Below are 12,376 nucleotides of genomic sequence, written 5' to 3'. Positions count from 1 at the left end.
TCGGAGTCCACTTGGCCCAGCCTTCCCGCCGCCATCTCATCAAGTCCGCCGTCCTTGCGGCCGCTGCAGTTTGTGTTCCGCCGCTCGGGCGGGCGCAGGAAAACATCACCCGGCTCGTCGTGACATTCCCCCCGGGCGGCATCGGCGACATCGTGACGCGGCTCATGGCGCAGCAGCTCGCGAAATCGATGGGGCAACCCTTCGTGGTCGAAAACCGCGCAGGGGCCAGCGGGCGGGTCGGTACCCAGTTCGTTCATCGGGCAGCGCCGGACGGTACGACCTTGCTGCTCGGCAACACCGTGACCATGGTGACGGGCCCGCTGGTGTGGAAGACCACCGGCTATGACCCGATCAACGATTTCATCCCGATCTCCCAGGCACTCGAGTTCGAGCTTGCCTATGCCGCCGCACCGAACGTCCCCGTCAAAGACCTGCGCGAATACGCCGCATGGGCCGCGCGCGATCCGAGGAACGCGGTGTTCGGATCGCCCTCGATCGGCGGCCTGGGTCACTTCCTTGGCCTGCAGGTGGGCCGTGAGATCAAGGTCGAACTGACGCACGTCGGCTACAAGGGCTCGGCCCCGCTCACGAACGACCTCATGGCGGGCCAGATTCCCGCCGGGATCGACACGCTCGACGCGCAGGTTCGTGCCCGCAATGCGAAGCTCCTCGCGACAACGGGGCGCAAGCGTTCCGCATTCCTTCCCAACGTCCCGACGTTCACGGAACTCGGCTATCCCGAGGTGCAGGGCACAGGCTGGTTCGGCTTTTTCGCGCCGGCCAGGACCCCCAAGCCGCTGATCGATCGCCTGAGCCGTGAGTTCGCGGCTGCCGCACGCACACCGGAGGTGACGCAGCGGCTCCGCGCAATTTCCTACGAGCCGATCGGCAGCACCAGCGAAGAGTTCGCGCAGACCCTGCGTGCGGACCGCGAGAAGTTCTCGCCCCTGATCAAGGCATCCGGCTTGGTGCTGGACGAGTAGGCAATGACGGATCGTGCGCCCTCGTCGATGCTCGAGGTTTGCGCAGATGGGCGGGCGCGGCTGGACCGGCGCGCCTATACCAGCGCTTCTTTGTACGACCGCGAGATGCAAGGCATCTGGCATCGCACGTGGGTTTATCTTGCGCACGAGAGCGAGGTGCCGACACCGCACGCGTACGTCACCCGCCGCATCGGGCGGCAGCCGGTCATCGTGATCCGCGATGATCGCGGTGAAATCCGCGCATTCATGAACGCGTGCACGCACCGAGGCGCGATGCTGCTTTCCGCGCCCAAGGGACAGGCCCGCACCATCGTGTGCCCTTATCACGCGTGGACGTTCGGCAGCGGCGGCGACCTTGTGGGCGTCACGGGGGAAGCCGCGGGCGCGTACCCACCGTCGTTCGACAAGTCCACCCTGGGCCTCGAGCCGGTCGCGAAGATCGACAGCTACCGGGGTTTCATTTTCGGCACGCTCGATCCCGGCGCCATCTCGCTGGCCGACCATCTCGGCGATGCGTCCACGTGCATCGATTTGCTGGTGGACCAGTCGCTGCGAGGCTGGGAGGTTCTCAAGGGCGTCTCGACCTATAGCTACGACGGAAACTGGAAACTGCAGGCCGAAAATGCCGTGGACGGGTACCACGCCCCGGTGGTGCACGCGAATTTCTCCGCGACCATCGAAAACCGCAAGCGTTGCGACACGGCGGGCAGCCGGCCGGGCTCGATGAAGATGCGGCATGACCCGCGCGACATGCATGGCGGCTTCTTCGACCTCGGCCGCGGGCACCTGATGATTTGGCGCGACTGGGACAATCCGCAGGACCGTTTCAACTACGGCCAGATGCCGGAGTTCGAGCAGCGCATGGGGAGCGTTCGCGCCAGATGGGCCGTCGGCCGGCTGCGCAACCTGCTGATCTTCCCCAATTTGATGATCATGGACCAGATGAGCACGCAGCTGCGTGTGATCCAGCCGATCGCCGTCGACCGGACCGAGGTCACCGGCTACGCATTCGCGCCGGCGGGCGAGCCCGCGGACCAGCGCCGCAAGCGTTTGCGCTTCTACGAGGACTTCTTCAATCCGAGCGGCATGGCGACGCCGGACGATCTGGAGATCTTCAACCGGTCGCAGCAAGCCTTCGCGGCCGAACATCCCCGGTTCAGCGACATGAGCCGGGGCGCCGCACATCAGGTGGAAGGCCCCGACCGTTTTGCGCAGGAGCTCGGCATCCGGCCGAAGATGTCCGGCGGATGGATACAGGACGAGGGCCTGTTCGTCGGCATGTACCGCGCGTGGGCGCAGTACCTGTCCGAGGGCGGAATCGATGGCTAGCTCGCCCGACACCCGCGGGCAGGTGGAAGCGCTGTTGCTGCGCGAAGCCGAGTGCCTGGACGAGCGACTGTGGGATGAATGGCTGGCGCTGTTTTCGCCCTCGGTCGAATACTGGGTTCCGGCGTGGGACGGGGAAGTGCCGACTTCAGATCCGGGCAATGAACTCTCCCTCATCTACTACGACTCGCGCAGCGGCCTGGAAGATCGCGTGTTCCGCATTCGGTCGAAGCGCTCGGTTGCCTCGCATCCGTTGCCGCGCACCTGCCACTTCGTCACGAACATCCGCTGCCTGGTGGACGCAGACGGCTGTGCCGCGAAGGCGAATTGGCGCGTGTGCAGCTGGCGCAACGGGAAACAGGTCGAGTTCTGGGGCCGGTATGAATACGCGCTGGAGCGGGGCGGCGAATACGGCTGGCTCATCCGGCGCAAGAAAATCCTCTTGATGAACGACGTCGTGCCGGGCGTTCTGGACATCTACCTCATCTGAGCGGGCCATGACACCTGCCGGGCCCATCCTCGCGACCGTGATCGGCGACCCCTGCGGCATCGGCCCGGAGGTCCTGGTGAAGGCCCTGGCCGAATCGCCGCCGCGTGCGCGCGTGCTGGCGATCGGTTCGGCGCAAGCCGTGAAGGCCGCCGCATCGTCGATGCGAGGCGGCGGCCCGCGAGTCCGGGCAATCGCGCGCGCGCGCGATGCGAGCTACGCGCCCGGCATTCTCGAAGTGCTCGACCCCGGAACACTCGATGCGAAGCACATACGGCCGGGGGTGGTGTCGGCCGACTGCGGGCGCGCCGTTGTCGAATGGCGCGCGTTGGCCGCGGAAATCGTCCACCGCGGAGAGGCCGATGCGATCGTCCAGGCGCCGATTCATTCCGGCGCGATCCAGGCCGCACTGGGAACCGGTCCCATCCCGTCGCTCGCGGGAGGCGCGCCGACCCACCTGATGCTCGTTGCGGGCCGGCTTCGCATCGTGCACCTGACGGACCACATCACGTTGCGCGAGATGCTCGACCATGTGCGGGCCGTCGAACTGCTGGCGCTGCTGCGCCTTGTGCACGACAAACTGGCTCAGTGGGGGCTCCGCTCACCGGTCATCGCGGTGGCGGGTTTGAATCCCCATTGCCAGGGGCCCGAAGAGCGCGACGAGATCGCGCCCGCGATTCGCTCGGCGGTGGAGAGCGGCATCGACGCGCGCGGGCCCATCGCACCCGACGCCGTGTTTCGCCTCGCGGCGCGGGGCGACTACGACTGCGTGGTCGCGCACTATCACGACCAGGGCCACATCGCGGTCAAGACCGCGAACTTCGGGGAGGGTTGCGCGATCGTGCTGGGCGAGCCGCACCTGCGCGTCTCGGTGGCGCATGGCACGGGTTTCGACATCGCGGGCCGCGGCGTCGCGAGTGCGCAGGGGATGACCGTGGCATTGCACACGGCGACGTCCCTCGCGGCCGGCCGCGGATTTTCCGGGCCCGGGTAACGCCCGGCCCAGGCCGGAATGACCTATCCGCCTTCCTTTTCGGAGCTTTCGGCGCGGGGCTTGTGAAACACCACCGGCTTGCCGCCGAACTGGCGTTTGCACATCCAGGCTGCCAACGCGGAATCAAGATAGTCGGCATGGCCTGGAAACCAGCGCGCAAGTTCGGCGACGAACGAGGGCGCATGCCGGACGTCGCCGGATCGCGCGAGCTCGAGAACTTCGGCCGAGCTTTTCAGCACGGCTGCATGTTCGTCGATGTGACAGTCGCGAGGCGGAAAGTCGGTCTCGGACATCCACCGGTCCTCCGCCGCGAAATGTTCGCGCAGGTGCGAATCGATCCGGGCCAGGAGCTGCGGCCAATCGTGCACCGCGACGCCGTTCGCCGAACTCAGCAGGTGTTCGAACTCCGCATGGAGCGCATCCATCGGTTGGAAGCCGAGTGGGGTGCAAGCCGCGGAAGCGGACGGAGCCTCGGCCGCATGTTTTCTGTCGCTCATGGAAATGCTGGAGTGTTCGTACCACGGTTCGTTTTCAGTTTACCCCGCCGCCGCGCAAGTTGTTCGAGTACGCGCGCTCTTCCTCGGGGACGAGGCGAGCCGGCATGTTCCCTTCGAGAGCGCGGCGCACGTTCCGCGCGGCTTCCTTCAATGCGGCGGCCCATGCGCCTGGAACCGACGCCGAGTTGTGCGGAGAGCCGATGACGTTCGGCAGCGTGAGCAACGGAGTCGTCGTCGCGAATCGGCCGTGGCGGCCGGGCTCGATCCACCACGCATCGATACATGCCCAGAACCGGGGCGAGGCCTTGAGCCGCTCGTAGAGCGCGGCCTCGTCGACGATGTCGGCTCGCGCGACGTTCACGAGGATCGCGGCGTCCTTCATCAGGTCGAGTTCCCGCTTGCCGATCAAGCCGCGCGTGCGCTCGGTCAGCGGGCTGCACAGCACCAACACGTCGGAGGCCCGCAGCAGTTCATCGAGCGCTTGCGGCGTCGCGATCCAGTCGACAGGCACGTCGGCATGTCCGCGCCGGTTGATGGCGTGGACCTTCATGCCGAAGGCGCGGGCAAGTGGCGCGATGGCCTGGCCGATCCCGCCGAAGCCGAATATGCCGCAAACGCTGCCGGCGAGGAGGCGATTGGCCTCGAACATGTTGAACTCGCCCTTCGTGAGGCATGCATGCTCGGTGAGCAGGCGCTTGGATGCGGCCAGCGCCAGGGCCATCGCATGCTCCGCCATCGGCTGCGCGTATGCACCCCTGTTGCTCGCGATCGGCACGTTCGGCGGCAGGCAGGCGAGCGGCATGAAGTCCACGCCCGAGGTCACGAACTGCACGAGTTTCACTTGCGAAATCATGGCAAGTTCGGCCTCGCCGAGTTCCTTGCCGATATTGCGGGAGATCAGCGCCGCGGCGGACCGCAGCATCCGTTCGCGCGATTGCAGGTCCATGGTCTCCGGCAGCGGGACCAGTTCGGCCTGGTCGCCGAGTTCCTCCTCGATGAGCTTGCGCTGCGCGTCGTCCAGGGCCAGCGTGGCGACAACGACGTGCTTACTCAAGCTTGACCCCTGCCGCTTTGATGAGGTGGTCCAGCGTGTTCACTTCCTCGGCGATATAGCCCCGGAACTGCTCGGAGCTCATGGGTTGCGCGGGTTCGGCGCCCGCGCTGAAAAGCATCTCATGCACATCCGGGCGCGCGAAGATGGCGTTGACCTCCCGGTTCAAGGCAGCCACGATCGGCGCGGGCGTCTTCGCCGGCGCGAAGACGCCGATCCAGCCTGCGATGGGCATCATTCCGGGGACGATGTCCGCCGCGGCGGGAATCTCCGGCGAACGGGTCGGAGGGCGCCGGTTGAACGTGGCGAGGATTCGCACCTTGCCTGCGGCCTTCAGCGGTGCGAAGGACGTCAAGTCCGACACGCCGGCGTTGACCTCGCCCGATGCCACGGCCAGGGCCGCAGGCGATGCGCCCTTGTAGGGGACGGACGTGAGTCTGATGCCCGCGGCGTACTGCAGGATTTCGGCGAACAGGAAATGAGCGGATGCGGAGCCCGAGCTGCTGTAGTTCAGCATGCCGGGGCGCGCCCTGGCGTAGTCGACGAATTCCTGCAAGGTGTTCACCGGCAATGAGGGATTGACCGCCAGCACCGACTGAATCTCGGCCAACATGGCGACGGGAGCCAGGTCGACAAGTGCATCGTAGGGTTGCTTCTTGAAGAAACGCCCCGTCGTGATCGCGCCGTTCGGCGTGACAAGGAGGGTGTAGCCGTCGGGAGCACGGCGCGCTGCCGTCGAGACGCCGACTTCGCCCGCGGCCCCGGCGATGTTCTCCACCACGACGGGTTGACCCAGGCTCGAAGTGAGCCGCGTGCCCAGCGTTCTTGCGAGCAGGTCGGAACTGCCGCCCGGGGGGTAGGGGACGATGATGTGAATGGGCTTGGCGGGATATGCCTGGGCCAGCGCGCTGTTGAAGCCGAGGGCCGCCGCGCCCACGAGCGCGGCCATGACCGCGAAACGAAGCTGTGCTCTTGTCACCGGTTTCTTTCCCGCCATCGTCAAAGCGCGAAGGCACGTGGCAATCTAGGTCCGCGCGGGGCGATGCGTCAACGTTGATCGGTGGCTCAACCCGTGCGGCCGCACACTCGCCGTGCCCGCGGCGCTCCACGGGAGATTGAGTCTTCAATCAAGATTGATGCGCATCGGTGCACTGACCAGAATCTGCGCATGGAGCAGAGCGACCTTGAAGCGCCCGCGCAAAGCTTTTGCACGCAGCGCGAGCGGCAATCCCGCATCGAGCTGGCCGGCGCGTACCGGCTTGCTTCGCACTACGGGTGGGAGCCGCTCATCTACAACCATATCGCGCTTCGGGTCCCGGGGGAGCCTTGCTTCCTCGTGAAGCCGCATGCGTTGCGCTTCAGCGAGATCACGGCCTCCAGCCTCCTGAAGCTGCGGCTCGACGGCAAGCCCATGACTTTCGGAGAGAACGTCAATACTGCCGCGTTCGTCATCCACACCGCGATCCTGAATGAACGGCCCGATGTGAACTGCACGCTGCACGTTCACACCGTGCCGGGCATGGCGATGTCGGCGCACGCGCGGGGGTTGTTGCCGCTTACGCAGTCGGCGATGCGCTTCTACGAGCGAATCTCATACCACCCGTTCGAGGGGTTCGCCACGGAAGTGGAGGAACGCCAGGCGCTGGCGCGCGATCTCGGGCCGCGCAACAAGGCAATGATCCTGCGCAACCACGGCTTGCTCACCTGCGGCGCCACCGCGTACGAGGCCGTCGCCACCATGCGCGCGCTCGTGCAATGCTGCGAAACGCAGCTGATGCTGGAAGCGTCAGGTGCCGAGATGGTTTTGCCCGAGCCCGCCGTTTGCGCCCGCAGCGCGGCGCAGTTCGAGCAAATTCTCCTTCAGACCGCAGGGCACGAAAGGGCCGCCTACCTGCGGCTCCTGGACGAGATCGCGCCAGGTTACGCCAATTGAAGTCATCGACCATGAATGCATTCAGCCTTGAGGACTACGTGGACGACCGGGCCGCAGATGGCCGTTTCTCGGTCCACCGCAGCATCTTCACCGACCCCGACGTCTTCGATCTGGAGATGAAGCACATTTTCGGGCGCACCTGGATATTCCTCGGGCTTGCCAGCCAGGTGCCCCACCCTCACGACTACCTGTCGGCATGGATCGGCCGGCAGCCCGTGCTCGTCATGCGCGACGGCGCCGGGAAACTGGGCGCCTTCTACAACACCTGCCGTCATCGCGGCGCGCTGGTCTGCCACACGGAAAAGGGCAACGCTCGCGTCCATGTGTGCCACTACCACGGGTGGGCCTACGACTCATCCGGGCGCAACGTCGACGTGAAAGAGAAGAAACATGGGGCGTACACGCCGGCATTCGACGAGGACAGCCACGACCTGGCTCCTCTGGCCGCATTCGCGAACTATCGCGGCTTCCTCTTCGGAAGCGCCTTCGCCGACGTACCCTCGATCGAGGAGCATCTTGGCGGCGCGCGCAAGTTTCTCGACCTCGTCGTGGACCAGAGCCCGCAAGGCGTCGAACTGGTCCCCGGAAATTCGGTCTACACCTTTCGCGCGAACTGGAAGCTGCAGATCGAGAATTGTTCGGATGTCTACCACCTGACCACCACGCATCGAAGCTTCCTTGCCATCAACGAACGCCGGCGTTCGGGCGAATCGGCATATGCGCTGCGGACGGTCGATTCGAGTTCCTGGCGCTCGCCCACGCTCGTGCGAGGAAGTTTCACCTTTCCGCGCGGCCACGCTGTCGTGTGGGGGGAAAACCCGGCCCCCGAGATACGCCCGCTCTATGCGCAGGTCGACGCCCTGCGCGCGCGGGTGGGCGAGGCGACGACGCGGTGGATGCTGGGCAGCAACAACCTCACGGTCTATCCCAACATGCAACTGGCCAACAACGCGGCGATGCTCATGAGGGTGATCCGCCCGCTCGCGGTCGATCGAACCGAAATGCGCCTGTATTGCGTGGCTCCGGTCGGCGAGCCCGAACACGCCCGCGAATACCGAATCCGGCAATTCGAGGACTTCTACAACGCGACCGGGATGGCGACGCCCGACGACAACGTCTCCTATGAAGATTGCCAGGACGGCTACGCCGCGGCCGCGGTCGATTGGCAGCAAGGTTATGCGCGCGGCCTGGCATGCGTCGAGAAAGGCGCGGATCGATACGCGCGCGAACTCTCCATCCAGCCGGACACCAGCATGTCCGGGCATTTCAGCACCGGCGACGAAACCGTTTTCCATTCCAGCTACCGGGAGTGGCTGCGCCTGATGCGCGAAGGGCTCGCGCGCGGCGAACCGGACGAATCGCGGGGAGCGCGGGGAGCGCGGCCATGACGTGGACCGCCGAATCCTGCGCGGCGTTCCTCTACCAGGAAGCGGCGATGCTGGATGCGCAGCGTTGGGACGACTGGCTGGCGCTCTACACGGCCGACTGCGAGTTCTGGCTGCCCGCATGGAAGTCCGAGCACGAACTCACCGCCAATCCCCGCGCCGAACTGTCGCTCATCTACTATCGCACGCGCGCGGGCCTGGAGGATCGCGTGAGCCGCGTCAAATCGGGCAAGTCGGTGGCGTCGATTCCGTTGCCCCGCACACAGCACTCGATCGCCAACGTCCGCATCGAACCTGCCGCCGATGGATCGGTTCAGGTGTACTCGAACTGGGTTGTGAACGAGTTCCTCACGAAATCACGCGAAGTGCGCATGCAATTCGGGCGGTACGAGCATCGGCTGACCGAGAATGCCGGCGAGAAGCGCATCTCCCGCAAGAAGATCGTCATGCTGAACGACTACATGCCCGCCGCCCTGGACTTCTACGACATCTGAGGCGCTAGGGCATGTAGGCGCCGTTGTTCACCCAAAGCACTTGCCCGGCCACCGAAGCGGCATCCGCGGACGCGAGGTAGAGGATGACCCTTGCGACATCGTCGGTCGAGGCGATGCGCCCCTGCGGCGTGCTGTTGAGCTTGTCCTCCCACGCTTTGCCCTCGCCGGTCATCGCGCGCAGGCGGGGCGTATCGGTGCTTCCCGGCGCGACGCAGTTCACGCGCACGCCCTTTCCCGCCACGGCCATCGCGAGCGAACGGGTGAACGCGATCACTCCGGCCTTCGCGGCGGTGTAGGCGATGCGGTCCGGGCGAGGGACGTTCGCATAGGTGGATGCCGTGGTGACGATCGCGCCTTCGCCTTGCTCGACCATGATGCCCGCTGCCGCTGTCGCCACGACATAGGCCGTGTCGAGATTGAACGTGATCTGGCTGCGCCATCCGTCCAGGTCCAGCGCCAGGGGGTCGGCCAAACGCGCCCCGCCGACCGTCGTCACGACGGCAGCGAGCATTCCGCTTTCCTTTCGGACCTCGGCCAGCAGATGCTTCACCTGGCGGGGATCGGATGCGTCGCAGCGCCTCGACTGCGCCCGCCCCGCGGCAACGATGTCGATGCCGGCCTGGCCTTCGTGGATGTCTGCGATCACCACGCTCGAGTAAATGTCCGCGCCGAGCCTCGCGACGGCCAGGCCGATCCCGCTGGCCCCGCCGAATATCACGATGGCGCCTCGACGCAGGTCCCGGTGTTCCATGCGAGGCAGTCTATGGAGCGCGGGGAAGCCGGTCAATGTTGATGGTGGATCAAGATTGATGGCGGTCGAGGGCGCCAGTAGATTCGAGGACCGATATGAACAGAGACGAACAACACGAGCAGCTTGTACGCACGGGCCCCGGCACCCCGATGGGAGAGCTGTTTCGCAGGTACTGGCTGCCGGCCCTGCTCGCGAAGGAGCTCGACGGCCCGGGCGGCGACCCGGTGAGGGTCCAGCTGCTTTCGGAGAGGTTGATCGCGTTTCGGGACAGCGAAGGGCGGCTGGGCGCCGTCGACGAGTTCTGCGCCCATCGCGGTGTGTCCCTCTGGTTCGGCCGCAACGAGGAGGGCGGCTTGCGCTGCCCGTACCATGGGTGGAAGTACGACGTGAACGGGCACTGCCTCGAAGTGCCGTCCGAGGCGCCGGGAAGCACGCTGCACCAGCGAATGGGACTCAAGTCGTACCCGCTCGTCGAAAGAGGCGGCGTGATCTGGATCTACATGGGGCCCGCGGACTCGCGCCCGGCGTTGCCCGAGTTCGAGTTCGCCATGGTGCCGGACCCTCACCGTTACGTCGGCAAGCGCCTGCAGGAGACCAATTTTCTCCAGGCGATGGAAGGCGGCATCGATCCGCATCACGTCGGGTTTCTGCACAGCAGCGAACTCAGGCACGATCCTTTGATCGGCTCCAGCAATACCGCGAAATACATCCGTGCCGATCTCGAGGTGAAGACGGAAGTCCAACGCACCGAGGGCGGCCTCGTCATCGCGTACGCAAGGCCGGCCGAAGACGGAAACGCCTATTGGCGCCTGATGCAATGGGTCATGCCTTGTTTCACGCTGATCCCGCCGTTTGCCGAGCATGCCGTGCACGGGCACTTCTGGGTCCCGATCGACGACGAGCATTGCTGGGTGTGGACGTACGACTACCACCCCGGCCGGCCCTTGACGCCCTCCGAGCGCGAAGGTGCGGCCGAGGGCAAAGGCATGCATGCGAAGCTGGTTCCGGGCACCTTCAGGCCTGTCGCGAACCGGCAGAACGACTACCTCATGAACCGTGACGCGCAGCGCTCGCGGCGGTCGTACAGCGGCATCGAAGGCGTCGCCATGCAGGACGCGTCGCTGCAGGAAAGCATGGGCCCCATCCAGGACCGCAGACGGGAGCACCTGGTTTCGAGCGACAAAGCCATCGTCGCTGCGAGGCGGCGCTTGCTCGATGCCGCGACCGCGCTGCAAGGGGGCGCCGAGCCGCCGGGGCTGCGGCCTCGGGCGCAGCGCGTGCGTTCCGCGACGGCCCTGCTGCCACTGGACTGCGCACCCGTCGAGGCGGTGCGCGAATCGCTCATCGCTCGCGAGGGCGTGCCCTTCCTATCCACTTGATCCCACGATGATTTCAAGAAGATCCTTCTCGGCGGCCGCGGCGGCTGTCGCGGGCATGAGCGTCTGGCATGCATTCGCACAGTCCTATCCATCGAGAGCACTGCGCTTCGTCGTGCCATTCGCTCCCGGGGGCAGCGCGGATCTCATGGCCAGGACGGTGGGCACGATGCTCGGCGAAGCCTGGGGCCAGGCCGTCGCCGTCGAGAACGTGCCGGGTGCGGGAGGCGAACTCGGAGTGTCCAGCGTCCTGCGCCGTCCCGCCGATGGATACACGGTACTCGTCACACCGAACGGCCCCATCACAACCGGCGGGCTCTTTCGCAAGCAGCCGTACGATGTCGCGGCCGATCTCATCCCGATCTCGCAGCTCGGCATCATCCCCTCGGTGTTCGCGATCCATGCTTCGATCCCCGCGAGTACGCTGACCGAATTCGTCGCGTGGGCGAAGGCGAGAGGAGTCAAGGTGAGTTGCGGGAACCCCGGCAGCGGCTCGGGCAATCACCTCGCTGCGGAGTTGCTCGCGCACGCCACGGGCGTGCCCATGACCCACGTGCCCTACCGCGGCTCGGCGGCGGCGGCGCTCGCGCTCATGAGCGGCGAGCTCGAAAGCGCATCGGGAGATCTCAGCTCCTACCTTCCACACGCAAGGTCGGGAAAGATCAGGATTCTCGCGACCTACGAACCCCGTCGCGCCACGGGCGCGCCGGAAATCCCGACAGTCGTCGAAGCCGGCTACCCGTCGTTCGGTTATTTCACGGGCTGGATCGGGATGTACGTCGCGTCGGGCACGCCTGCGGAAATCGTGGAGCGGCTTTCAGGGGAAGTCGCGCGCCTTCTTCAGCGCGCGGAGCTGCGGCGCGTGGTCGCGAACGCCGGGATAGAACCCGGGCAGCCGATGAACTCCCAGCAACTCGCTCATTACATTCGCGACGAAATCACCTTCCTGACCCGTCAGACCCGCGAAGCGGGCATCAAGCTCGGATAGCACGGCGACGCAAGCTGCGGGTCCGCCACGAGCGAAGCGTTGTTGATCCTGCGATGCAGATTGCCAGGCTTTCCCGTCCTGCATAGCATCGATTTCGTCCATAGGAGATGG

At 65.9% G+C, this 12,376-nt stretch carries 13 protein-coding genes; 9 read left to right on the top strand and 4 right to left on the bottom strand.

The features are described from left to right. Positions 1–11 precede the first annotated feature (11 nt). Genes VHA82_RS22270 through VHA82_RS22255 form a run of 4 tightly spaced genes read left to right on the top strand, consistent with a single transcriptional unit; the run spans position 12 to position 3,790 of the window. The gene (locus VHA82_RS22270) at positions 12–983 is read left to right on the top strand and encodes a tripartite tricarboxylate transporter substrate-binding protein (RefSeq protein ID WP_325547362.1); all 972 of its coding nucleotides are present in this window, start codon (positions 12–14) and stop codon (positions 981–983) included. A 3-nt stretch (positions 984–986) separates the two neighbouring features. Then, the gene (locus tag VHA82_RS22265; RefSeq protein ID WP_325547361.1) at positions 987–2,312 is read left to right on the top strand and encodes an aromatic ring-hydroxylating oxygenase subunit alpha; all 1,326 of its coding nucleotides are present in this window, start codon (positions 987–989) and stop codon (positions 2,310–2,312) included. Next, positions 2,305–2,799 (top strand): aromatic-ring-hydroxylating dioxygenase subunit beta, encoded by a 495-nt coding sequence (locus VHA82_RS22260; protein WP_325547360.1) that lies wholly within the window; start codon positions 2,305–2,307, stop codon positions 2,797–2,799. The genes VHA82_RS22265 and VHA82_RS22260 overlap by 8 nt, the downstream gene beginning before the upstream one ends. A 7-nt stretch (positions 2,800–2,806) precedes the next feature. Then, positions 2,807–3,790 (top strand): PdxA family dehydrogenase, encoded by a 984-nt coding sequence (locus tag VHA82_RS22255; protein WP_325547359.1) that lies wholly within the window; start codon positions 2,807–2,809, stop codon positions 3,788–3,790. A 23-nt stretch (positions 3,791–3,813) separates the two neighbouring features. Here VHA82_RS22255 and VHA82_RS22250 read toward each other — a convergent pair whose 3' ends face one another. From VHA82_RS22250 to VHA82_RS22240, 3 genes are all read right to left on the bottom strand, one after another. Next, positions 3,814–4,083: a hypothetical protein gene (locus VHA82_RS22250; protein ID WP_325547358.1), complete on the bottom strand. Its 270-nt coding sequence runs from the start codon at positions 4,081–4,083 to the stop codon at positions 3,814–3,816. Between the two features lie 238 nt (positions 4,084–4,321). Beyond that, complete coding sequence (locus VHA82_RS22245; protein WP_325547357.1) at positions 4,322–5,341, bottom strand: NAD(P)-dependent oxidoreductase; 1,020 nt, start codon at positions 5,339–5,341, stop codon at positions 4,322–4,324. Next, positions 5,334–6,287 (bottom strand): tripartite tricarboxylate transporter substrate binding protein, encoded by a 954-nt coding sequence (locus VHA82_RS22240; protein ID WP_325547356.1) that lies wholly within the window; start codon positions 6,285–6,287, stop codon positions 5,334–5,336. Before VHA82_RS22240 ends, VHA82_RS22245 begins: the two co-directional genes overlap by 8 nt. Before the next feature lie 111 nt (positions 6,288–6,398). Here VHA82_RS22240 and VHA82_RS22235 point away from each other — a divergent pair, with 111 nt between their 5' ends. Genes VHA82_RS22235 through VHA82_RS22225 form a run of 3 tightly spaced genes read left to right on the top strand, consistent with a single transcriptional unit; the run spans position 6,399 to position 9,150 of the window. Further along, positions 6,399–7,271: a class II aldolase/adducin family protein gene (locus tag VHA82_RS22235; protein ID WP_325547355.1), complete on the top strand. Its 873-nt coding sequence runs from the start codon at positions 6,399–6,401 to the stop codon at positions 7,269–7,271. 11 nt (positions 7,272–7,282) lie between these two features. After that, on the top strand, positions 7,283–8,659 hold the full coding sequence (locus tag VHA82_RS22230) for an aromatic ring-hydroxylating oxygenase subunit alpha (RefSeq protein WP_325547354.1): 1,377 nt from the start codon (positions 7,283–7,285) through the stop codon (positions 8,657–8,659). Beyond that, positions 8,656–9,150 (top strand): aromatic-ring-hydroxylating dioxygenase subunit beta, encoded by a 495-nt coding sequence (locus VHA82_RS22225; protein WP_325547353.1) that lies wholly within the window; start codon positions 8,656–8,658, stop codon positions 9,148–9,150. Before VHA82_RS22230 ends, VHA82_RS22225 begins: the two co-directional genes overlap by 4 nt. A 4-nt stretch (positions 9,151–9,154) precedes the next feature. On the opposite strand, the gene VHA82_RS22220 is transcribed toward VHA82_RS22225, so the two are convergent. Further along, positions 9,155–9,901 (bottom strand): SDR family NAD(P)-dependent oxidoreductase, encoded by a 747-nt coding sequence (locus VHA82_RS22220; protein WP_325547352.1) that lies wholly within the window; start codon positions 9,899–9,901, stop codon positions 9,155–9,157. A 95-nt stretch (positions 9,902–9,996) separates the two neighbouring features. Between VHA82_RS22220 and VHA82_RS22215 the strand changes: the two genes are divergently transcribed. Both VHA82_RS22215 and VHA82_RS22210 read left to right on the top strand, forming a co-directional pair. Further along, positions 9,997–11,280 (top strand): Rieske 2Fe-2S domain-containing protein, encoded by a 1,284-nt coding sequence (locus tag VHA82_RS22215; RefSeq protein WP_325547351.1) that lies wholly within the window; start codon positions 9,997–9,999, stop codon positions 11,278–11,280. A 7-nt stretch (positions 11,281–11,287) separates the two neighbouring features. Then, the gene (locus VHA82_RS22210; RefSeq protein WP_325547350.1) at positions 11,288–12,265 is read left to right on the top strand and encodes a tripartite tricarboxylate transporter substrate binding protein; all 978 of its coding nucleotides are present in this window, start codon (positions 11,288–11,290) and stop codon (positions 12,263–12,265) included. Positions 12,266–12,376: the final 111 nt, after the last annotated feature.

It is taken from the genome of Ramlibacter sp., assembly GCF_035548915.1.
In the GTDB taxonomy this organism is placed as follows: Bacteria; Pseudomonadota; Gammaproteobacteria; order Burkholderiales; family Burkholderiaceae_C; genus Ramlibacter.
Note: the sequence above shows the minus strand (reverse complement) of the source record. Positions and strands in the feature narration are given on the sequence as shown.

Bases quoted from the DNA above. Each gene is read 5' to 3' on its own strand.
- VHA82_RS22265 (WP_325547361.1), top strand. From the start codon at position 987: ATGACGGATCGTGCGCCCTCGTCGATGCTCGAGGTTTGCGCAGATGGG.
- VHA82_RS22260 (WP_325547360.1), top strand. From the start codon at position 2,305: ATGGCTAGCTCGCCCGACACCCGCGGGCAGGTGGAAGCGCTGTTGCTG.
- VHA82_RS22255 (WP_325547359.1), top strand. From the start codon at position 2,807: ATGACACCTGCCGGGCCCATCCTCGCGACCGTGATCGGCGACCCCTGC.
- VHA82_RS22250 (WP_325547358.1), bottom strand. From the start codon at position 4,083: ATGTCCGAGACCGACTTTCCGCCTCGCGACTGTCACATCGACGAACAT.
- VHA82_RS22240 (WP_325547356.1), bottom strand. From the start codon at position 6,287: ATGGCCGCGCTCGTGGGCGCGGCGGCCCTCGGCTTCAACAGCGCGCTG.
- VHA82_RS22230 (WP_325547354.1), top strand. From the start codon at position 7,283: ATGAATGCATTCAGCCTTGAGGACTACGTGGACGACCGGGCCGCAGAT.
- VHA82_RS22225 (WP_325547353.1), top strand. From the start codon at position 8,656: ATGACGTGGACCGCCGAATCCTGCGCGGCGTTCCTCTACCAGGAAGCG.
- VHA82_RS22220 (WP_325547352.1), bottom strand. From the start codon at position 9,901: ATGGAACACCGGGACCTGCGTCGAGGCGCCATCGTGATATTCGGCGGG.
- VHA82_RS22215 (WP_325547351.1), top strand. From the start codon at position 9,997: ATGAACAGAGACGAACAACACGAGCAGCTTGTACGCACGGGCCCCGGC.
- VHA82_RS22210 (WP_325547350.1), top strand. From the start codon at position 11,288: ATGATTTCAAGAAGATCCTTCTCGGCGGCCGCGGCGGCTGTCGCGGGC.